This is a genomic window from Bradyrhizobium sp. USDA 3397 (assembly GCF_054060965.1).
In genome coordinates, this window is record NZ_JBSSDS010000001.1 from 1366011 (window position 1) to 1386481 (window position 20471).

Below are 20471 nucleotides of genomic sequence, written 5' to 3' on the forward strand. Positions count from 1 at the left end.
CTTCGAGATCACTTACCAGGTATAGCGAAGGCCGGCCTGAGTACCGGCGATCGAGGTTCCGAGTCCGCCAACCCCAGGCAGAAGCGGGTCCGGCACGGTGATGCTGCTGCCATGAACTTCGAGGTAGGACGACAGCTGCGGCGTCCAGAGCACGTTGACCTTTGCGGAACCGCGAAGGCCATTGGTACCGATCATGCCGGCCGCAACGGGGACCGCACCTCCCACGGCGCCGGCGCCGCTCGCATCCACGATCCTGTAGTACTGACCCGAGATCGACGGCTGGACCTTAAAGCCCAGCCAGTCCGCCTCGAATCCTACGCGCATGCCACCGTGAAATTCGGTTGAATCGCCCGTCTTGCTGCCGAAATTGGCGGTATAGTTCTCCGAATAGGTTACGCCGACCGTGGGCTCGAACCACACGGTGTAGGGGAAGTCGAACCGGTATTGGCCGTTCCAGGTATAGGCGATGCCGCTGCCGTCCGCGGTCGCGGCAAGGGGCAGATTGGATGTGCTGCGAGTCCAGCTCGCGAGCGCGGTGAAGTCAGTCGAGAAACCGCCGTTGAGATACGACAGGGTGCCGGAAGTCGATGGAATTGAACCATCGGTAGTCAGTCCGCCATTCGTGAAGGTGTGCGCCCATGAGTGGGAGCCAGTCCCGATGAAGGTCAGCGCGTCGGTTGCAGTGAAGATACCGATCTTGGTCACATCGACTGCGCCGGTCACCGTCGCAACGCTGACCTGGACCCCGCTCGATTGCGCACTGTCGCCACTGCCGACGAGGTTCGCGCCGTAAAGCCAAGCCGCCGGGGGCGGCGCTGCAAGTGCCGGAGCCTTGGCGTAGGCCAAGGCACCGAACGGATTGCTGACACCCCTTGCGGCGAACGGATTACGACGGTCGAAATCCGACTCCTCGCCGCTGAAGCGCAGCATTCCAGGAGGAGCAACGACCCTGCGATGCTGGACCTGGTCGCGGACGTTCTGAATGATGTTCTGGACGGTGTTGTTGATGACTTGCTGCGGAACATTGACCTCCTGTGCCGAGGCCGGTCGCGTCGCAAACAGACTAAGCAAAAAAGGTACGGCAACGGCAAAGCCGCGGCGGAGAACTCCTGCCCTCATGGTCTTCGATCAGCCCCCTGCTGGTTCAGCCCGAGCCTTGGCGGGAGACAAATCCCGCAAGCTTCTGGCGCAGAGTTTTATTGGCACAGCACCCGCCGCGTCTTCACCCGATTGGCTGAATTGTGGGGGCGGGTCCATCAAGCGCGCCCACCTGATGCTCATTTGCAACACTTTCCCGGGCCACGGGGGTGCGCGCCGATCTCCGTCTACTCCGCCCTCGCGCGGTTTCGCTTCTTCGTGGCGCGAATCTGCGTTGCCGCTTGGCTCTCTTCCGGACGTTTCGTGGCCTTGCCTGCATCGCGTGCCCGGATGTGCCGCCGCACGTCCTCTCGAACGTTCTGAATGATCGAGTCGCGTGACGATTCGGCCGGATCATTGCAGCGGGCCACGCTGCACAAAGCGACGAGCAGCGGCAGGGCCAGAATCGGCGCACGGGCGAACTTGACTGTCCTGGTCATCCGCAGTCTCCGAAGATGTCGCCGGCCTCGGCCGCCTGCGCCATCAACACCAGCGCAGCGCGACTGGTTTCACCGCTCGCGATGTGCAGCCTTTTGGTCGAAGCATCGCCACTCCCGGTTCACGAAATCCTGAACACCGAGGCCTTTGATGTCGTCATCCAGCATCCCCTGATGTAAAATCGACGAACAAGCCGCCTTAGCCCACCTCTGCGATTTTTCATTTTCTGAGTTTCTGCCGATGCCTGCCCATTTCGGGATTTTCGTTCTCGCGAGCTCGCGTCCCGTCTTCATGTTGCAGGATCTGGCACGCCGGATCGCCGTTCTCGGCTGCGTAGCGTTGTCGCTGCTCGTTTCGACAATACTGCAGGCGGCCGCCGGAGACAGGATCGCGCTCGTTGTCGGCAACAGCAACTATCGCAAGGTCCCAAAACTCATCAACCCGGCCAACGACGCCGCCGACATGGCGACGTCGCTGGGTCGTCTGGGATATTCCGTCAGGCACCTCGCCGACCTCGACTACAATCATTTCCGGCAGGCCCTCATCGAATTCGGCAATGCGGCGAAGACGGCCGACAAGGCGGTAATCTTCTTCGCAGGCCATGGCGTCGAAATGGACGGAAAGAACTGGCTGATTCCGGTCGATGCCGAAATCAAGTCCGAGATCGATGTCTATGCCGAGGCGATCAATCTCGAGACCCTGATCGATATCTCCGTGATGCCGAAGATCATCGGCCTCGTGGTTCTCGACGCCTGTCGCAACGACCCGTTCGAAACGACGAAGGTCGCCGCCGCGGGACGCGCGCTGTCGTCGCGGCCATCGAAGGTGGCCGCGCCAGTGTCCGGCACACCCCGTTCCCCGACGCCTTTCGCGGCCGACACGCGCGGTCTTGCCCCTGTCGAGGTGAGCGACAACGTGCTCGTTGCCTTTGCGGCCGCTGCCGGCACGACGGCGAGCGACGGGGCCGGGCGGAATAGCCCCTACTCCGGCTCGCTCCTGCGCCATGTCGAAACGCCGCAACTCGAGATCAACTATCTCTTCCGGATCGTGCACGACGAAGTCTGGAAGGAGACCGGGACACAAGAGCCGGCAATCTACGGGACGCTGCCGAAGGGCGACATCTATCTCAACGGCGAAGCCGCCATCGCAAGCGGCGATGGTGGAGCAGATGCCGAGCAGCTCGCCTGGGAGTTCGTCCGCTCGACCAACGAGATCGCGACCTTGCGCCGTTTCGCCCAGCAATTCCCGGCGAGCGCGCATACGGCCGAAATCGACCAGCGCATTGCGCAATTGCAGACGGCTGAAACGAACGCCTGGAAGATCGTCGAGCGACAGAAGTCGCTCGCGGCCTACCGCGCCTATTTGGATCTCTATCCGTTTGGCGAGCATGTCGAGAGCGCCCGGGTCGCGCTGGCTTCGCTCGAGAAGTCGGCTAAGCCGGGCCAAGCCACCGGGCAGATCGACATGCCCGGTCCGCCACCGGCGAGCTATCAGCTCGCCTCGGCCGAGACAACCACCGGCAATTCGGAGGCAGTCGAGAAGGCATGGGACGTCCTCAAGGAATCACGCGACAAGAGCGTGGTTGGCAGGTTTGCCGAGCGCTATCCGAGCTCGCGCCATAACCGCCTGCCGCCGGGCAGCGACCTTGCCCTGCGACCGGTCAATTCCACCGAACTGATGCTGCAATCAGCGCACGACAGCGACGTGAACGCCTGTTTCGACGGCGATTCCGGGGCGTGCGCCAGATCCATCAAAAAATACCCCGACTACGTCCAGCTTCAATTCCAGCTTTGCCGGACCAAGGGCAATCCCAAGGGATGCATGATCAACGCGGTGACCGAGGCGCGCAGGCGCGGGCTCCTGGTTTCCGCCTACACCCGCTCGGAACAGGAAAAGGTTCGCAATCGCGAATATCGGCGAGTGGTTGCACGCGTGAACCAGAATGTCGGCAATGTGGTCAGCGGCGTCGTCAGCAACGTCGTCGGCAATGCCGTTTCGACTGCGGTCAGCAATGCCGCGTCGAGCGCAGCAAGCCGGGCGGCATCGCAGGCGGCATCATCCGCGGCGTCGAGCGCTGCCAGCCGATCAGCCTCGAGCGCCGCATCGAGCGCGGCCAGCAGAGCGGCCTCCACCGCCGCTTCGAATGCCGCGAGCCGCGTCACCATTCCATCGGACATCCGCCTCAAGGAAGACATCACGGCACTCGGCTGGACCGATACTGGCCTCCGCCTCTATCGCTATCGATACAAGGGCGATGCGAGGTTCTATGTCGGCGTGATGGCGCAGGAGGTCGCGCTGCAGACTCCCGCGGCGGTGTCGTCTGGAGTGGACGGGTTTCTGCGCGTCGACTATGGTCTGCTCGGCCTCGATTTCCTCACCGACCGCGACTGGATGAGGCGGCAGCTCCGTTCGGGCATCGACTAAGGGACGCGACTCCATCTTGCGCTGGCTGGCACTGTTCATTGCCATCGGGCTTCTCTTCGACTGCGAAGCGGAAGCTTCCAACCGTCGTGTCGCCTTGGTCATTGGAAACGCGAGCTACGCGAACGCGCCGCCGCTCGGCTCTCCCGTCAACGATGCCGAGGACATTGCCGCGGCTCTCGCCGGCCTCGGCTTCGACGTCGATCTGCGCAAGAACACGACCATCGACGATCTGCGCGTGGGGCTCGTCGCCTTCACCGAGAAGTCCGCCGCTGCGGACATCGCGGTCTTCTATTTTGCCGGATACAGCGCAGCTGCCGGTGTCGGCAGTTACCTGATCCCCGTGGATGCGCATCTTGCGACACCTGAGTCGGCCAACGCAGAGACCGTTCCCCTGGCTGCGGTGACCGCTGCCGCAGGGCGGGCGCGCAGGCTGGGTCTGGTGATCCCGGATGCCATGCGGGAGAACCCGTTCCCTGCGATACCGAATGGCCGCAGCAGCAGCTCTTCCCTGACCTCAGCCGGAAGCGCACCGATCCGCAACACGCTCGTGTTCTTTCCAGCGGAGCCGGGGCGGACCGCGGAAGAAGGCGAAGGCCGCAACAGCCCTTTCGCTGCGGCGCTGCTGAAATACCTCCGGCAGGCCGACCTCGAGATCAACTTCGTGTTTCGCAACGTTCGCGACGAGGTTCGGCAGGCAACGCACCGGAAGCAGACGCCCTACATGTATGGTCAGCTTTCCAAGGACAAGATCTATCTCCATCCCGTCAAGCAAGTCGTCCAGGACGGTACCGCCGTCATGCAGCACTGCGACAGCGCCGTTGCCGGGCTCGCGGATTTGAGGGCAGCCGGCGCCGACCAAGGCGAGACGCGCGACGATACAAAGGTGGCGGGCGCGGTTGCGGCGTGCGCGGAGGCGGTCAAGCGGTCGCCAGGGGTGGACCGCCTGCACTACCAGCTCGGGCGTTCATTGTTCGCCATGCGCGATTACGCGGGAGCCGTGGCGAGCTACAAGGCGGCATCCGAGCTCGGCAACGCACGCGCGCTCTACGAGCTCGGATTGATGTATGAGAACGGCAACGGCGTCGAGAAAGATCCGGCCCGCTCGCGCTTCTACTACGAAATGGCCGCCGAGAAAAAGATTGCGCCAGCACTCGTCAGCCTCGGCCTACAGCAGGAGCGTGGAATCGGCGCGGCCAGCGATCCCGCAAAGGCCTATGCGTTGTATCAGCGGGCCGCCGAGCTCGGCGATGCGACGGCCATCAACAGGATGGGGGAGCTTGCCGAGAAGGGACTGGGAGCCAGGCGAGACCTGAAATTGGCTCGGGCGCTGTACCAGAGGGGCGCCGCGATGGGCGGGCTCGAAGCCCTGGTCAATCTCGCCCGGTGCAACGCCAACGGAATCGGCGGCCGACGGGACCTTGCCGAGGCCAGGCGGCTCCTGGCCAAGGCGGCGCAGGCCGGCAGCACCGACGCACGGCGCATCCTCGCGCATATCGAGGAGTCCAAGCCGAAATAAACGCATTCTGGCGGGGAGGAAGCGATCGGGATGAAACGGCCGTCCAAGCGGCGCTCTTGGCCGCAAAAGACAGCAACTATTTGATCTATTTGCCAAAAATGGCGCGAGAGACGGGGCTCGAACCCGCGACCTCCGGCGTGACAGGCCGGCGCTCTAACCAACTGAGCTACTCCCGCGTGACACGCAATGTCTGCGGAACGAGGGGGGACTTAAAGGCCCGATCTGGTGAAGTCAAGGATGTTGCAGCCGCAGCCCAAACCGGCGGATTCCACTGCTGGCACACACGAACGCGGCCCTCGGCAACGCCGGCGGCGTAGTCAGTCCGGTCCCGAATCGTCTACGCCTCCGGGAACTTGCGGGTCACGGGCCATCTCCCTGCGGACGACCTGCAAGATCGAGGAGGCCAGACATGTCCAAGAAGGATTTGGCTAAGAAGGATCCGGCTAAGAAGGATTCGGCGAAGAAGGCGGCCGCGCCAGCCACGATCACGCTCAAGCACCTCGCCGCCGACATTGCCGAGCGCCAGGATGTCTCCAAAAAGCATGCCGAGGCCGTCCTGACCGACATGGTCGATCTGATCACCAAGCACCTCAAGAAGGGCGACCGGGTCCGCATCGTCGGCCTCGGCATCCTCCAGGTCCGCAAGCGCGCCGCCCGCACCGGCCGTAATCCTTCCACCGGCGAAGCGATCCACATCAAGGCCACCAGGAAGGTCGCGTTCCGCCCGGTGAAGGAACTGAAGGAAGCGATCTGAGGCCACTAAAGCCTGCCCCCGAGCCCGTTCCGGCCGCATCCCGGCCCGCTTTTCTGATATACCGCCTGCTTCCCGAACATTCGGCGGTTTGACCAGAAATGTCCTCCCTCTCCTTTTCGCATACCGTGACCGAGCGCTTCCTGCGCTACGTCACCATCGATACCCAGTCCGATCCGGCATCTCCCAGCTCGCCGTCGACCGAGAAGCAGAAGGATCTCGGCCGCGTGCTCGCTGCCGAGCTGAAGGCCATGGGCGTTGTGGACGCGCATCTCGACGATTACGGCTACGTCTACGGAACGATCCCGGCCAACACCGACAAGAAGGTGCCGGTGATCTGCTTCTGCTCGCACATGGACACCTCGCCCGACGTCACCGGCAAGGACGTCAAGCCGCAAATCGTGAAGAACTATCGCGGCGGCGACATCGTCCTGCCCGGCGACACCAGCCAGGTGATCCGCTTCAATGAGCATCCCGCGCTGAAGAACCAGATCGGCAACGACATCATCACCACCGACGGCACGACGCTATTGGGCGCCGACAACAAGGCCGGCGTCGCCGAGATCATGGATGCCGCGCATTTCTTCATCAACAATCCCGACGTGAAGCACGGCACCATCAAGATCCTGTTCACGCCGGACGAGGAGATCGGCCGCGGCGTCGACAATGTCGACCTGAACAAGCTTGGCGCCGATTTCGGCTACACCATGGACGGCGAGAGCGCGGGCTGCGTCGAGGACGAGACCTTCTCGGCCGACGGAGCCACCATCACCATCAACGGCGTCAGCGCCCATCCCGGCTACGCCAAGGGCAAGATGGAGCACGCTATCAAGATCGCCGCGGCCATCGTCGAGCGTCTGCCGAAGGAGGGCTGCTCGCCCGAGACCACCTCGGGCAAGCAGGGTTTTCTGCATCCGATCGGCATCGACGGCGCGCTCGAACAGGCGACGCTCTCCTTCATCGTCCGCGACTTCACCGAGGAAGGGCTGAAGGAGAAGGAGGCGCTGCTCGAGGGCATCGTCAAGGACGTCATGAAGGATTATCCGCGCTCGACCTACACGTTCGAGGTCAAGGAGCAGTACCGCAACATGAAGCAGGTGATCGATCGTCACCCGCACGTGCTGGAATACGCCATCGAGGCGATCCGCCGTGCCGGCCTGCGCCCGATGCGCACCGCGATCCGCGGTGGCACCGACGGCTCGCGCCTGTCCTTCATGGGCCTACCCTGCCCCAACATCTTTGCCGGCGAGCACGCGTTCCATTCGCGGCTCGAATGGGTCAGCCGACAGGACATGGAAAAGGCGGTGCAGACCATCGTGCATCTGGCGATGATCTGGGAAGAGAAGGCTTGAAGCGCGACGAGACTGGAATGAATCATCACCGCGCTTCGATGCAATACGTCGCGTCCGGCCGTGCCAGCCTTGCGACAGAAGTGGCAGGCGACGGTCCTGCCGTCGTCTTTCTTCATGCGAATGTGTGCGACCGGCGCATGTGGCGCGCTCAATGCGATGAATTGAGCGCCACGCACAGGGCGGTCGGGTATGACCGACGCGGGTTCGGCGAAACCCGCGCCGAGCCCGAAGACTTTTCCGCGCTTGCTGATCTCCTCGTAGTGCTGGAAGCAACCGCAGGCGGCGAGCCCGCAATCCTCGTCGGCTGCTCACTTGGCGGGCGCATCGCGCTTGATGCCGCCGTCCGGCATCCCTCGCGCGTTCGCGCCCTGGTTCTGATCGCCCCCAATGTCGCGGGTGCACCCGATCCGGTCTATCCCGCCGACATCGAGACGCTGATGATGCGATGGAAGGAGATCGAAGCGTCAGGCGATCTTGATCGGATGAACGCGATGAAGGCGCGCCTCTGGCTGGACGGACCACGGGCTGCCGAAGGTCGCGTTGGCGGTCCGGCTCGCGATCTGTTCCTTGATATGAACGGCATCGCACTCCGCTCGCCGCCGTTCGGATCGGACGTCGATATTAGACCCTTCTTCAACCGGCTTCATGAGATCGCAGTGCCGACCCTCATCATATGGGGCGACCTCGATTTCCCCTATGTGCAGGACCGCTGCCGTCATCTCGTCGCGGCAATTCCGGGCGCGGAAGGCCATGAGGTTCGTGATGTGGCCCATCTTCCGAGCCTCGAGTGCCCAGCGGAGATCACAGCTCTCGTTGCGGCGTTCGTTCAGCAACATGCGGGGGCGGACAGGTAGGTCCACCCCCGATTTAGCCTACGGCACCGGCATCGCGCGCGGGTTGCGGTGGAAGCGGTTGGCTCTCGCCATCCAGTTCGGCAACGGCTCTCCATCGCGATGGCGTCCGCCGGCAACCGCCGCGGCCCAGGCCACTGCAGCGCCGATCAAGGTCGCGGCTGCGACCGAGAACGCCACGATGATCGAGTTGCGTCGCGCGCGGTTGATCGCCGTCTTCGCGTCTGCGATCAGGGCGTCAACGCGCTTTTCGGCGTCGGGGGCCGCCAGCCCCGTGACCGCGGCGACCTGCTGCACGAGGTACGTCCGGTCATCGGCGGCGACGCCGCTGTGGCTGGACGACGTCATCAGGATACGTCCGGCTTCGGCGCGCGCTTCCCTCAGGTCGGTGTTCGCAGCGCGGCGCGGCGCGCGGAACAGCTTGTCGAGCTCATAGCTCAACAAGGGCTCGGCCGCCGAGGTGTTGCTCGCCGAACTGCGCATCGGCGAGCGGTCGATCGCGGCGGCGCCGAGAAGCGCCAGCAGCGCGGCGCCGGCCAGGACCGCCAGCGCCCAGGCGGTCAACCCGTGAAGCCCGTCCCGCCGCTCGCCGTCATCCTCGATGGTTGTGAGAGTGGGCTCGGGCCGGGTGGTCCGGCCGGCGATGTAACCGCCAAAGCCAAAACTGACGATCGCCTGGATGATCAGATACAGTCCGGAAAGCAGCGCCAGCGCCGCCGACGCATCGCGCCAGGTCGGCGAGGCCGAACTGACGCCGAGGCCGACCGCGACACCAAAACCGATCAGGATGAACGACATTGCGCTCGCAGCAAGAGCGCCCGCAAACACCGAGCTCCACTGGATCGTTCGAGGCGCCTCGGCTGCCAGGCCGCCTTCGATGACCTCTTCCCGCATCAGAGTTTCGACCGTCATCGCGGCGCTCTCAGCGCAGGCCGAAGAACGACAGGATCGCCATGATGACGACGATCAAGCCGATCAGATAAATCAGTCCGTCCATTGTCCGTCCTCCTCAGTTTCTTCTGCTGGCTAATCGCGAGGTATGAGGAACGTTCCAAATTGGACAGATCGTATGGAACGAACTTGGAGGATGCGGGTTGTCTGTCCAAGTCCTAGGGATAGAGATTGTGAGCACATGAGGCCTCAGCTGGCTCGTCCGGCTGGGGCCTTTCCGCGTTGCGGCCGGGGCGTCTCCTTCTGTCGTATGTTAACGACGCCGGGGCCGGGATCATCAATGATGCGATCAGGGGCGGAACCTCCGGATCAGGAGTGGCGCGTGGACCGCAGAACGGCGTGCCTGCATCAGGCGAATGCATTCCGGGAGAAGGCCCTCGCCGATCCCGAGCACCACGACCAATGGATCGACGAAGCCATCAAATGGCTGGAACGGGCGATGGAAGCGAGCTGTCGGGCTGTCATCACCATGGAAGGTGACGATGGCAGCGACGCTCCGGCCCCCGCGTTCGAAACCATCGCGCCGCATCGGCGCGTCATTGTCCGCCAGTGAGAGGCGCAGGCAGCGTATGCGCTGCTGCGGCAATTGTTCCAGGGATGTAACAATGTTGCGGGTCGACACTGTTCCCGCGCCCATGCTAGGCCGGGCACAGACCGCAACCAGAGTGACCTCGTGCTCGCAAACCGCCAGCCCTCAGGATCCCGCCGCTCGCGCCCCTGGCGCGGGCTGCTGTCCGTCCTGATCGCGGCGGTCTATCTGCTCGCGGGCGCGCTGCACGGCGCGCACGACATCGACGTCACCACGCCCCGCGGCGGTTCGGAGATCGCCGCGTTCCTCGATGGCGCCACAGGCCATGGCGACCACAAGGCCATCGGCGGACATCATTGCCACGGCTGCTTCTCGCTGACCGTGGCGCAGCCGACGCCGTCGACCGCGGCGATCGTGCTGGTGTCGGCCCCGAGCCCGCAACAGGCCCCCCGCCTCGCCGGAATTGTGCCCGATACCGACTCGCCCCCTCCCAGATCCATTGCCTGAACGGATTGGTCGGGCGCCGCGCGCCCATTAGGTTCATCCTTCACAGGTCGATTTCATGTTTTGCAGGGGAATGACCGCGCGTCTCGCGTGCGCGGCAGCGTGTCTGATTGCAGCATCGGCGCTTGCACCGGCTCACGCCCAGACTTTGACGATGCGGAGCGCGCTGTCGCGCGCGCTGGCGGCGAGCCCGCGCCTGACGGCGGCAGAGCGCGACGTCGGCATCGCCACCGGCCAGCGCATCCAGGCGGGCGCCCTGCTCAATCCGGAACTGTCCTACGAACAGGACGATTCGTTTGGCTCCGGCAGATATCGCGGAACGCGCTCGGCCGAGACCACGCTCCAGATCAGCCAGGCCTTCGAGCTGTTCGGCAAGCGCGAGGCGCGGATTGCCGCAGGCGCAGCCGGCGTCGAGGTCGCGGCGATCCAGCGCAAGGCGATCAGGCTGGAAGTGCTGTCGGAGACCGCGATCGCCTTCCTGAGCGTGCTCGGCGCGCAGCGGCGCATCCAGATCCTCGACGAGCAGATCGCCGCGATCGACCGGCTGACGCCGCTCCTGCGCCGCCGTGTCGAGGCCGGTGCCTCCTCGCCGGCGGAGACCGGCCGCGCCGAGGTCGCCTCCGCCCTGGTGAAGGCGGACCGCGAGCGCTTCAAGGCGACGCTGGCGAGCGCCCGGCGCGAGCTTGCGGTGCTAATGGGCGATCCCGCCGCCAAATTCGGCGAGGTGTCCGGCCGGCTCGACACCACCGGACGCCCACCGGCGTTCCAGGCCGTGGTCGCCGCCATCGACGCCAATCCGCAGCTGGTGCGCTGGACCGCGGTCTACGCCCAGCGCAATGCCGAGCTCCTGCTGGCACGGCTCAGGCCCTATCCGGACGTGCGGATCGCGGCCGGCTGGCGCCACTTCAACGAAACGGGCGACGATGCGGCGCGGCTGACCGTCTCCGTGCCGATCCCCGTGTTCGACCAGAACCAGGGCAACATCCTTTCGGCCCAGGAAAGCCTCGCCAAGACCAAAGCCGAGCGCGAGGCCAACCGCAACGCGCTGATCGTGATCGCCGGCCGCGCCTATGACTCTCTGCAAGGCTCCCTGCGCGAGCTCGCGGTGCTGCGCGAGACCGCGATCCCCAAGGCCGTCGAGGCCTCCGAGGCGATCTCGCAAGGCTACGGCCAGGGCCGCTTTACCCTGCTCGAAGTGCTGGATGCCCAAGCCAGCGTCGCGCAGGCGCGGCTTCGCGAGCAGGAGGCGCTGCAGAATTTCCATGCGGGCGTAGCCATCATCGAGGGCCTCGTCGGCAATCCGTTCACGCTGGCGCGGGAGAGCGCACGATGAGGACCTTCTCCACCATTCTCGTCGCCATCGTTGCCGCCGCGCTCGGGGCTTACGGCCATTCCCTGCTCGCGCCGGACAAAGTTGCGCACACCGAGCATGCCGAGCATGGCGAGCATTCCGAGCACAAGAAGCCGAACGATCGCGTCGAGCAGGACGAGCATGGCGCCGACCGCATCCGCATCTCCGACGTCAAGCTGGCGGCCGCGGGCGTCACGCTGGCGGAAGCCGCGAGCGCCACGCTGACCGACACGCTCGCCTTCAACGGCATCCTGCGCGCCAACCAGGAAGCCGTGGTGCAGGTGACGCCGCGCTTTCCGGGCCTCGCCAAATCCATCCAGAAGCGGATCGGCGACAAGGTCGGCAAGGACGACCTGCTCGCCGCGATCGAGAGTAACCAGAGCCTCACCGTCTACGAGCTGAAGGCGCCGATTGCCGGCACCATCATCGAGCGGCAGATCTCGCTCGGCGAATACGCCTCCGAGCAGAAGCCGGCTTTCGTGGTCGCCGACCTCTCCACCATCTGGGTCGACCTGTCGATCTACCGGCAGGACCTCCGCCGCGTCCGCCTCAACGACGAGGTCCTGATCGATCCCGACGACGGCCGCGGCGAGATCAAGGGCACGATCTCCTACATGGCGCCGATCGGCTCAAGCGAGACCCAGACCGCGCTGGCGCGCGTGGTGCTGCCAAATCCGGACGGCCGCCTGCGGCCCGGCCTGTTCGTCACGGCGCGGCTGATCCTCGCGGCGCGCAATGTCGCGGTTGCCGTGCGCCGCAGCGCGATCCAGACGCTGGAGAACAAGACCATCGTGTTCGTGCGCGAGGACGGCGACAAGATCGAGGCGCGCCCGGTCGAAACAGGCGATTCCGATCCGCGCCATGTCGAGATCAAGGCCGGCCTTTCGGCCGGCGAGCATTACGTCGCGGAGAACAGCTTCGTCGTGAAGGCGGAGATGGGCAAGGGCGAGGCCGAGCATGATTGAGCGTCTCATCGCCGTCTCGCTGCAGCAGCGCTGGCTGGTCCTCGTCCTCGCGCTCGGCGCCGTCGCCTTTGGCGCCTGGAATTTCCAGCGCCTGCCGATCGACGCCGTCCCTGATATCACCAACGTCCAGGTCCAGATCAACACCCGCGCCCCCGGCTATTCGCCGCTCGAGACCGAGCAACGCATCACCTTCCCGGTCGAGACTGCGATGGGCGGCCTGCCCAAGCTCGACTACACCCGCTCGCTGTCGCGCTACGGCCTCAGCCAGGTGACAATCGTCTTCAAGGACGGCACCGACATCTACTTCGCCCGGCAGCTCGTCGGCGAGCGCATCCAGCAGGTGAAAGACCAGCTGCCGGCGGGTGTCGAGGTCGCGATGAGTCCGATCTCGACCGGCCTTGGCGAAATCTTCATGTACACCGTCGAGGCCAAGGCGGGCGCGAAGACGCAGGGTGACCGCGACTATTCGCTGACCGATTTGCGCACCGTGCAAGACTGGATCATTCGACCGCAGCTTCGCAACGTGCCGGGCGTGATCGAGGTCAACACGATCGGCGGCTTCGAGCGGCAATTCCACGTGCTGCCGGATCCCGGCAAGCTGATGGCCTACCGGCTCGGCTTCCGCGACGTGATGACCGCGCTCGCCGCCAACAACGCCAATGTCGGGGCCGGCTATATCGAGCGCAACGGCGAGCAATATCTGGTTCGCTCGCCGGGCCAGGTCGGCAACGTCAGCGAAATCCAGGACATCGTCATCGGCTCGCGCGGCGCCAATCCCGTCAGGATCAGGGACGTCGCTGCTGTCAGCGAGGGGCGCGATTTGCGCACGGGCGCTGCGACCTGGAACGGCGAGGAAACCGTGCTCGGCACCGCCATGCTGCTGATCGGCGAGAACAGCCGGACCGTGGCCCGCCGCGTCGCAGCCCGTCTGGAGGACATCGCCAAGTCGCTGCCCGAGGGCGTCGTGACGCGGACCGTCTACGACCGCACCGACCTGGTCGAAGCCACCATCCGCACCGTCCGGAACAACCTGCTGGAAGGCGCGGCGCTGGTGGTCGCCGTGCTGTTCCTGATCCTCGGCAACTTCCGCGCCGCGCTGGTCACGGCCTGCGTCATCCCACTGTCCATGGCGTTGACGATCACCGGCATGGTCGAGACCAAGGTCAGCGCCAACCTGATGAGCTTGGGGGCGATCGACTTCGGCATCATCGTCGACGGCGCCGTGATCATCGTCGAGAACTGCCTGCGCATGCTGGCGGTGGCTCAGCGCGAGAAAGGCGGGCTGCTGACGACGCCCGAACGGCTGCGCGCGATCCTGCGCGGGTCGAGTGAGGTCATCAAGCCGAGCCTGTTCGGCACGCTGATCATCGCGGTGGTCTACCTGCCGGTGCTGACGCTGACCGGCGTCGAGGGCAAGATGTTCACGCCGATGGCACTGACCGTGCTGATGGCGCTCGGCGCTGCTGTGCTGTTCTCCATCACCTTCGTGCCGGCGGCTGTTGCCATTTTCGTCACCGGCAAGGTGTCCGAACATGAGAACCTGTTCATGCGTGCGGCGAAGCGCGCCTACCTGCCCCTGCTCCGCTTTGCCATCGACAATCGCGCCGCCGTCGCCGTCATGGCCGTGATCATCGTGGTCGCGAGCGGCATCGCCGCTTCGCGCATGGGCGGCGAGTTCATCCCGAGCCTGGACGAAGGCGACGTCGCGCTGGCCTCGATCCGGATTCCCGGCACCAGCCTCACCCAGTCGCTGGACCTGCAGAAGGCGCTGGAGAAGCGCGTCATGCAAATCCCGGAAGTGAAGGAGTTCTTCACCCGCATCGGTACCGCGGAGATCGCCACCGACCCGATGTCGCCGGCACAGACCGATGGCTACGTCATGCTGAAACCGCGTGCCGAATGGCCCGACCCCGGCAAGTCGAAATCGGAGGTGGTCGGGGCCATCGAGCATGCGGCAGACGAGATTCCCGGCAGCGCCTACGAAATCTCCCAGCCGATCCAGTTCCGCGTCAACGAGCTGATCTCGGGCGTCCGCACCGATGTCGGCGTCAAGATCTTCGGCGACGATCTCGACATCCTGCAAGGCGCCGCAAAACAGGTGGAGGCCGCGATCCGCGGCATCCGCGGCGCCAGCGACGTCAAGATCGAGCAGGTCTCGGGCTTGCCGATCCTCACCGTCCGCCTCGACCGTCAGGCGCTCGCCCGCTATGGGCTCAGCGTCGCCGAGGTGCAGGGCATCGTCGAGATCGCGGTCGGCGGCAAGTCGGCCGGCAAGCTGTTCGAAGGCGATCGCCGTTTCGACATCGTCGTGCGCCTGCCGGAGCACCTGCGCGGCAATCTCGAGGCGATCAGGGCGATTCCGATTCCGCTGCCGCCCGCCGAGGACGCAGCAATCGGCAGCGCCGTTCGAACGTCGCTGGTCAGCTCTCCCCTCGCCCAGATGCGCTACGTGCCGTTGTCGTCGGTCGCCACCGTCGATGCGACGCCGGGGCCGAACCAGATCAGCCGCGAAAACGGCAAGCGGCGCATCGTCGTCACGGCCAATGTCCGCGCGCGCGACCTCGGCTCTTTCGTCGCGGAGGCCGAGGCGGCCGTTGCCGAGAAGGTCAAGCTGCCGCCGGGTTACTGGATCGGCTGGGGCGGCCAGTTCGAGCAGCTGGTCTCGGCCACCAAGCGGCTGACGATCGTGGTGCCGGTTGCGCTGCTCTTGGTGTTCCTGCTGCTGTTCATGGGCATGGGATCGGCGGCGGATGCGGCGCTGGTGTTCTCCGGCGTGCCACTGGCGCTGACCGGTGGCGTTGCCGCGCTGCTGCTGCGCGGCATTCCGCTATCCATCAGCGCCGGCGTCGGCTTCATCGCGCTGTCCGGCGTTGCCGTGCTCAATGGGCTCGTCATCATCGCCTTCATCGAGCGTCTGCGCAGCGAGGGACGCTCGGTCGCGGAGGCCGTGCGCGAAGGCGCACTGACGCGGCTGCGCCCGGTGCTGATGACGGCGCTCGTCGCCTCGCTCGGCTTCGTGCCGATGGCGCTCGCCACCGGCGCCGGCGCCGAGGTGCAGCGGCCGCTCGCAACCGTGGTGATCGGCGGCATTCTCTCCTCGACCGTGCTGACGCTGCTGGTGCTGCCGGCGCTCTACGTGCTGTTCCGCCGTGACGTGGCAAAGGAAACGCCTACAATGGCCCCTGATTTGGCGGCGTCTGCGGAGCGCTAGATTTGGGCAGCCACGACCACCACGGTCATCACGACCATGATCATGCGGGCCACTCGCATGCGCATGGCCATACGCACGATCATGGTCATGGACACGGCCATGTCCATGCACCCGCCAATTTCGGCAAGGCGTTCGCGCTCGGCATTACGCTCAACATCGCGCTCGTCGTCGCCGAGGCGGTTTACGGCTATGTCGGCAACTCCACCGCCCTGCTCGCCGATGCCGGCCATAACCTGTCGGACGTGCTCGGCCTCGTCATTGCCTGGGGCGCCTCGATCGCAGCCCGCCGCGCGCCCAAAGGCCGCTTTACCTACGGCTTTCGCGCCTCCACCATCCTGGCGGCGCTCGCCAATGCGGTGTTCCTGCTGGTCGCGACCGGCGCGATCGGCTGGGAGGCGATCCTGCGCCTGCGCGAGCCGGAGCCGGTCGCAGGCGCCACCGTCATGGTGGTCGCCGGCATCGGGATCCTCATCAACGGTTTCACCGCCCTGCTATTCGCGAGCGGGCGCAAGGACGACATCAACATCGAAGGCGCGTACCTGCACATGGCCGCCGACGCCGCGGTCTCGCTCGGCGTCGTGGTCTCGGCCGCGCTCATTATCTGGACCGGCTGGCTCTGGCTCGATCCCATCACCAGCCTCGTCATCTGCGCCACCATCCTCTGGAGCACGACCAGCCTGTTGCGCGGCTCCATCGACATGTCGATGGCGGCCGCGCCCAAGGGAACCGACCTCGCCGCAATCAGGGCGTTTTTGCTCGCTCGTCCCGGCGTCTCGGGGATTCACGATCTTCACGTCTGGCCGATCTCGACCACCGAGACGGCGCTGACCTGCCATCTCGTCATGCCCGCGGGCAGCGACGACGCATTCCTGATGCAGACGACGCAGCTCCTCAAGACATCCTTCCGCATCGGTCACACCACGCTCCAGGTCGAGACACATCCGGACAACGGCTGCGCGCTCGCGCCGGATGATGTGGTGTAGGAGTCCCCGGACTATCCGCGTCATTGCGAGCGCAGCGAAGCAATCCAGACGTCCTCCGCAGAGATAGTCTGGATTGCGTCGTCGCCGGCGCAAAATTGCTTCGGAATTTGTCGCGGGCTCCTCGCAATGACGGCGGAGGAGCAGCGCCTACGCAGCCTTCGCCGTCACGATCCAGATCGCGCCCTGCAGCGTCACGCTCTGCCCCTTCAAAAACGGCGCGAGCGCTTCGCGGATCGACGCCTTGGCTGCCTCATACGTCTCAGGGGGTTGGCCCTGGAGCGCGCGGCTGGCCGGGCCGATCTGCAGCGAGCCCTCCACGGCCGCATCGAGACCGCCGCCGATCGCGATATCCATCGGAAGATCATGCGGCTCCATCGCCGCGTCGACGAAGCCTGCGCCTCTCAGGATGCGCATCACGCGCTCTTCCGAGGCAAAGGCGAACGGGCCCGGCTCTTCGGGGCCGACCGGCGGCATCTTGGGCACGTGCTTGTAGACCGCCATCAGCGGCGCCATCGCCCACGGATTCTCCTTCGGCTCTCGCCAGCAAGCAAAGGCGAGCCGTCCCGTCGGCTTCAGCGCGCGGCGAAGATTGGTGAAGGACGCAATCGGGTCGGCGAAGAACATCACACCGAAACGAGAGGCGAGCAGATCGAAGCTCGCCGGCTCGAACGGATGCACCGTCGCATCTGCCAGGATGAAATCGAGCGGCAGGCCTTTCGGCGCAAGCGCGCGCGCCTGCGACAGCATCGGCCCGGAGACGTCAAGCCCGAGCGCAAGACCATCGGGCGCCACCGCCTTTGCAAATGCAAATGTTGTTGCACCAGAGCCGCAACCGACGTCGATCACGCGCTCGCCCGGCCTTGGTCCGGCGCGATCGATCAGCACATCGGCGATCGGCCCGAGCAGCTTCTCCTGCACCGCGTGGCGATCGGCCCAGCGTTGCCCGCTCGGGCCGTTCCAATAGGCGATCTGGTCGGCGTTTTGCTCGTGTCCGCTCGGCTGTTGCATCGGAACCTCATCACGTACCCTTGCCCTGTTCAGCGCCATATCACGAAGTCAAGTCCCGGCGCATCAAATTGAAGGATCGGCGCACAGGCCTCGGATGCTTCCGCAGCTCGCCTACGAATTCGCCCAGGGCAGATGCGCCTTGAGCTTCTCGCCAAGCAATTCCTCGCCGCAAGCGCTCAGATGATCGGGATCGCTGAACGTCAGGCAATCGCCGGTCACCAGGAAATACTGATCAACCTTGAACACGTCATAGAATGACAGGTACTTGAAGGTCTGCGGCCCCTCGGCGACCTCCTTGGCAATCTCGCTGTCAAGCGCCTTGAAATGATGGAGCGAGACGGGGTTCATCCTGAAGCCATCCCTGGCGATTGAGGGCGGATCGCGGAAATTGACCCGTGCTTCAACAAAAGGACCGAGCCATACCACCTTCGCCAGCGGCGCGATGGTCCGGAGATAATTGATGGTGAAGCGCACCTTCTCGTAGTTGATGAGAAAACCAGTCTTCCACTCGAACAGATGGTGGTTCTCCGAGTTACCCTGCAAGTCCGTCAGAAGGTGAGCTCCCGACACGTTGAAGACAATGCCGCGCACCGAAGCGCCGTTGCGCTCCAGGAAGCCTGCGAGCCTGGAATACGGGCAAGCATCGCTGTCGTTCCACGCTCGGCAGCCTTCGTTGACGAGGCCAACGACGAACTCGCCGGGCTTGGCTTTCGCAACCGCGTTGTAGACGTTCTCGCCATGCGAGTCGCCGACGACCATGGTCGCCGCGCCATGCTTCTCGGCACAGGATCGAAACCGCGCCTCGAACGCCTCGTCCGGACGGGGAGACCAGAACCGGCAGCCGCTGTCGATAAGTCGGGCCTTGATGTCGCGCAAGCCGTATTGCTTGATGAGCGCATAGGCCCGCTGGGTCGCCATGTCGTTGCGGGCGAGATAGTTGTTCTCGAGCCCGCCCGTGAAGATGCCGACGAGGCCGAGGCAAGCAAGTCCAGCGGATGCAGCGCCGCAATAGGCGAACACCTCGTTCCGGGTGAAGCGCTTGCGATCGCGCACCGGGCGTTCGACCAGCACGTAGGTCAGGTAGGCCAGGAGCAATGTAATTGCCGAAAGGCCGATGAAGACCGGGATGTTGGCATCATAGATTGCGCCGAGCCGCGCGAACGCGAACACAGGCTGATGCCAGAGATAGGCGCTGTAGCTGATCAGGCCGATGCCAACCAATCCGCGCGTCGCAACGATACGGCCCGATAGCGTGCCAGGTCGCAGGAACACGATCGCCAGCGCCGTGCCGAGTGTCGGCGGCAGCGTGTAGACGCCGGGATAGGGAATGTTGTGATAGGTGAAAATGGGGATCACGATCAACGCAAGGCCGAGCAGCGCTAGCGGCTCCGCGACCAGACGCGGCAAGCGCCGTGCTCCGGCCTCGATACGGCACAACGGCAGCAGTGCACCGATTGCAAGCTCCCAGAACCTTGCCGGCAAGAGGTAGAAGGTCGCTGCCGTCGCGTGATGCGATCCCCACACAGCGAGGGCGAAGCTCAGTATCGCGGTTGCGACAAACAACGCGATGGCGTGACGCCGACCGAGCTTGAGAAACCAGAACAGCGCGATCGGAAACACCAGGTAAAATTGCTCTTCGACCGCCAGACTCCAGGTATGGATGAGCGGCTTGAGCTCGGTTGGCCCGTCGAAATAGCCGCTTTGCGACCAGAAGAAGAAGTTCGAAACGAAACCGCAAACCGAGAGCAGGCTCTTGGCGAACTCCTCGAGATCGTGCGGGCTCAGCGAGTAGATCGCGAACGGAATGCACACGAGGCAGACCAGGAACAGGGGCGGCAGAATGCGCCGGGCGCGCCGCTCGTAGAAGCGGACAAAGCTGAAGCCGCCGTTCTCATATTCGTCCAGGATGATCGATGTGATCAGATAGCCGCTGATCACGAAGAAGACGTCGACACCGACGAAGCCGCCCGAGAATCCGGGAATTCCGGCATGATAGAGAATGACGGGCAGGACCGCGATTGCTCGCAGGCCGTCGATCTCCGGTCGGTAGGGCAGCTTGGTCGGCATATGGCCGGCGTCGGATCCAGATGGTGCTTGGGAGGGCAGCCGCTCTACGCGTCCCGGTTCGGGCCGATATGCCCGAGGCGAAGACAGGCCGCAAGCACAAGATGCGGCCGGAACCGACGGCAGTCGGCCCGTTCCATCCGGCCCGTCCGAGCCGCGTCGGATCGCAGACTGACGCTCGGAGATGTCTCGACGGGCCGCACACTTGGCCCTCTGGTAGCAAAGACATTCTTCCGAACGCCACCCGGTCCCTTCGAAGGACCAAGCGCCGTAGCCTCTGCGTCCGCGAGACCGACACCAGAAACGGAATGTCGCAAAAAGCCCGGCTCGCGGTTGGAAATGCACAGGCGAGCAGCACACTTTCCGCGATTGTAGCCTTCCTGCAACAGCATTCTGAACCAAACTTCGTATGTTGTCCCCGAGGAGTCGACTTTGG

16 protein-coding genes and 1 tRNA gene are annotated in these 20471 nt (G+C 64.7%); 11 read left to right on the forward strand and 6 right to left on the reverse strand.

Annotated elements, in window-relative coordinates; all coding sequences use genetic code 11:
• Positions 1-12 precede the first annotated feature (12 nt).
• Together ACVWYQ_RS06380 and ACVWYQ_RS06385 are read right to left on the reverse strand one after the other, a co-directional pair.
• A complete protein-coding gene (locus ACVWYQ_RS06380) occupies positions 13-1119 on the reverse strand; it encodes a hypothetical protein (protein ID WP_456725522.1) in 1107 nt (368 codons plus the stop codon).
• 206 nt (positions 1120-1325) lie between these two features.
• Positions 1326-1577 (reverse strand): hypothetical protein, encoded by a 252-nt coding sequence (locus ACVWYQ_RS06385; protein ID WP_271538022.1) that lies wholly within the window; start codon positions 1575-1577, stop codon positions 1326-1328.
• Positions 1578-1815: 238 nt separating this feature from the next.
• On the opposite strand from ACVWYQ_RS06385, the gene ACVWYQ_RS06390 reads away from it, so the two are divergent.
• Positions 1816-3999 (forward strand): caspase family protein, encoded by a 2184-nt coding sequence (locus ACVWYQ_RS06390; RefSeq protein WP_456725523.1) that lies wholly within the window; start codon positions 1816-1818, stop codon positions 3997-3999.
• Positions 4000-4015: 16 nt separating this feature from the next.
• On the forward strand, positions 4016-5515 hold the full coding sequence (locus tag ACVWYQ_RS06395) for a caspase family protein (RefSeq protein ID WP_271538024.1): 1500 nt from the start codon (positions 4016-4018) through the stop codon (positions 5513-5515).
• Positions 5516-5614: 99 nt separating this feature from the next.
• On the opposite strand, the gene ACVWYQ_RS06400 is transcribed toward ACVWYQ_RS06395, so the two are convergent.
• Positions 5615-5691 (reverse strand) — tRNA-Asp (locus ACVWYQ_RS06400).
• Positions 5692-5924: 233 nt separating this feature from the next.
• Here ACVWYQ_RS06400 and ACVWYQ_RS06405 point away from each other — a divergent pair.
• From ACVWYQ_RS06405 to ACVWYQ_RS06415, 3 genes are all read left to right on the forward strand, one after another.
• Positions 5925-6269, forward strand: a complete 345-nt coding sequence (locus ACVWYQ_RS06405; RefSeq protein ID WP_275499854.1) for an HU family DNA-binding protein — start codon at positions 5925-5927, stop codon at positions 6267-6269.
• 98 nt (positions 6270-6367) lie between these two features.
• A complete protein-coding gene (gene pepT, locus ACVWYQ_RS06410) occupies positions 6368-7618 on the forward strand; it encodes a peptidase T (protein ID WP_036025351.1) in 1251 nt (416 codons plus the stop codon).
• Positions 7615-8472, forward strand: a complete 858-nt coding sequence (locus ACVWYQ_RS06415; protein ID WP_271538027.1) for an alpha/beta fold hydrolase — start codon at positions 7615-7617, stop codon at positions 8470-8472. Before pepT ends, ACVWYQ_RS06415 begins: the two co-directional genes overlap by 4 nt.
• An 18-nt stretch (positions 8473-8490) precedes the next feature.
• Here the strand turns inward: ACVWYQ_RS06415 and ACVWYQ_RS06420 are convergent, their stop codons facing one another.
• A complete protein-coding gene (locus tag ACVWYQ_RS06420; RefSeq protein WP_404540837.1) occupies positions 8491-9381 on the reverse strand; it encodes a hypothetical protein in 891 nt (296 codons plus the stop codon).
• A gap of 361 nt (positions 9382-9742) precedes the next feature.
• Between ACVWYQ_RS06420 and ACVWYQ_RS06425 the strand changes: the two genes are divergently transcribed.
• The 6 genes from ACVWYQ_RS06425 to ACVWYQ_RS06450 all read left to right on the forward strand — a co-directional run bounded on the left by ACVWYQ_RS06425 (position 9743) and on the right by ACVWYQ_RS06450 (position 16963).
• Positions 9743-9973 carry a hypothetical protein gene (locus ACVWYQ_RS06425; protein ID WP_275510062.1) on the forward strand — a complete coding sequence of 77 codons (231 nt, stop codon included), beginning with the start codon at positions 9743-9745 and terminating at the stop codon, positions 9971-9973.
• A gap of 120 nt (positions 9974-10093) precedes the next feature.
• Positions 10094-10456: a hypothetical protein gene (locus tag ACVWYQ_RS06430; protein ID WP_271538030.1), complete on the forward strand. Its 363-nt coding sequence runs from the start codon at positions 10094-10096 to the stop codon at positions 10454-10456.
• Between the two features lie 55 nt (positions 10457-10511).
• Entirely contained in the window at positions 10512-11786 is a 1275-nt protein-coding gene (ihpA, locus tag ACVWYQ_RS06435) for a divalent metal ion exporter subunit IhpA (protein ID WP_275499863.1), read from the forward strand.
• Positions 11783-12769, forward strand: coding sequence for a divalent metal ion exporter adaptor subunit IhpB (gene ihpB, locus ACVWYQ_RS06440; RefSeq protein WP_404540835.1), 987 nt, complete (start codon positions 11783-11785; stop codon positions 12767-12769). Before ihpA ends, ihpB begins: the two co-directional genes overlap by 4 nt.
• Positions 12762-15980: an efflux RND transporter permease subunit gene (locus ACVWYQ_RS06445; RefSeq protein WP_404540833.1), complete on the forward strand. Its 3219-nt coding sequence runs from the start codon at positions 12762-12764 to the stop codon at positions 15978-15980. Before ihpB ends, ACVWYQ_RS06445 begins: the two co-directional genes overlap by 8 nt.
• Positions 15981-15982: 2 nt before the next feature.
• Complete coding sequence (locus ACVWYQ_RS06450; RefSeq protein WP_456725524.1) at positions 15983-16963, forward strand: cation diffusion facilitator family transporter; 981 nt, start codon at positions 15983-15985, stop codon at positions 16961-16963.
• 147 nt (positions 16964-17110) lie between these two features.
• Here the strand turns inward: ACVWYQ_RS06450 and ACVWYQ_RS06455 are convergent, their stop codons facing one another.
• Together ACVWYQ_RS06455 and ACVWYQ_RS06460 are read right to left on the reverse strand one after the other, a co-directional pair.
• On the reverse strand, positions 17111-17971 hold the full coding sequence (locus ACVWYQ_RS06455) for a class I SAM-dependent methyltransferase (protein ID WP_271538034.1): 861 nt from the start codon (positions 17969-17971) through the stop codon (positions 17111-17113).
• 111 nt (positions 17972-18082) lie between these two features.
• On the reverse strand, positions 18083-20038 hold the full coding sequence (locus ACVWYQ_RS06460) for an acyltransferase family protein (protein WP_404540829.1): 1956 nt from the start codon (positions 20036-20038) through the stop codon (positions 18083-18085).
• Between the last annotated feature and the right edge of the window lie 433 nt (positions 20039-20471).

Coding starts and splice junctions, on each gene's coding strand:
- ACVWYQ_RS06455 (WP_271538034.1), bottom strand. CDS start 17,971: ATGCAACAGCCGAGCGGACACGAGCAAAACGCCGACCAGATCGCCTAT.
- ACVWYQ_RS06385 (WP_271538022.1), bottom strand. CDS start 1,577: ATGACCAGGACAGTCAAGTTCGCCCGTGCGCCGATTCTGGCCCTGCCG.
- ACVWYQ_RS06390 (WP_456725523.1), top strand. CDS start 1,816: ATGCCTGCCCATTTCGGGATTTTCGTTCTCGCGAGCTCGCGTCCCGTC.
- ACVWYQ_RS06460 (WP_404540829.1), bottom strand. CDS start 20,038: ATGCCGACCAAGCTGCCCTACCGACCGGAGATCGACGGCCTGCGAGCA.
- ACVWYQ_RS06445 (WP_404540833.1), top strand. CDS start 12,762: ATGATTGAGCGTCTCATCGCCGTCTCGCTGCAGCAGCGCTGGCTGGTC.
- pepT (WP_036025351.1), top strand. CDS start 6,368: ATGTCCTCCCTCTCCTTTTCGCATACCGTGACCGAGCGCTTCCTGCGC.
- ACVWYQ_RS06420 (WP_404540837.1), bottom strand. CDS start 9,381: ATGACGGTCGAAACTCTGATGCGGGAAGAGGTCATCGAAGGCGGCCTG.
- ACVWYQ_RS06405 (WP_275499854.1), top strand. CDS start 5,925: ATGTCCAAGAAGGATTTGGCTAAGAAGGATCCGGCTAAGAAGGATTCG.
- ihpB (WP_404540835.1), top strand. CDS start 11,783: ATGAGGACCTTCTCCACCATTCTCGTCGCCATCGTTGCCGCCGCGCTC.
- ihpA (WP_275499863.1), top strand. CDS start 10,512: ATGTTTTGCAGGGGAATGACCGCGCGTCTCGCGTGCGCGGCAGCGTGT.
- ACVWYQ_RS06380 (WP_456725522.1), bottom strand. CDS start 1,119: ATGAGGGCAGGAGTTCTCCGCCGCGGCTTTGCCGTTGCCGTACCTTTT.